This window comes from Archangium violaceum Cb vi76, assembly GCF_000733295.1.
GTDB lineage: Bacteria > Myxococcota > Myxococcia > Myxococcales > Myxococcaceae > Archangium > Archangium violaceum.
This window is the reverse complement of sequence record NZ_JPMI01000377.1, coordinates 1-310: the sequence shown is the minus strand read 5'-3', so window position 1 is coordinate 310 and position 310 is coordinate 1. Positions and strand designations below refer to the sequence as shown.

1 protein-coding gene is annotated in these 310 nt (G+C 70.0%); it reads right to left on the bottom strand.

Annotated elements, in window-relative coordinates:
* Window positions 1-283, bottom strand: a 283-nt coding sequence (locus tag Q664_RS46160; protein WP_235217149.1) for a ParB/RepB/Spo0J family partition protein, incomplete at its 3' end; no start/stop codon positions are given.
* Window positions 284-310 lie beyond the last annotated feature (27 nt).

Genomic DNA, 310 nt, shown 5'->3' with positions numbered 1-310 from the left:
CGTCGCGCATCGCAACGTAGCCGTCGCCCTCCTCCAGGGGCGTGAGGTCCTGCCGCTGAAGGTTCGCCACGAGGGCCTGAGCACGACCCTTGCCCGGAGGGGACGCGGGGCGGACGATGGAGAGAATGGAGGCCCACTTCTGGTCTCCCGTCTCCGCCAAGAGGTCCTTGTGGCCGCGCCAGCGGTTCTCGCCGCTGATGAGGATGAAGGTGCCGGGCTCCTTCGGGTGCGGCTCCAGGGTGACGGGCTCGAGGAGGCCCTGGGAGCGGAGGCTCTCGCGCATCTCGGCCCGCCGCTCCTCAGAGAAGTG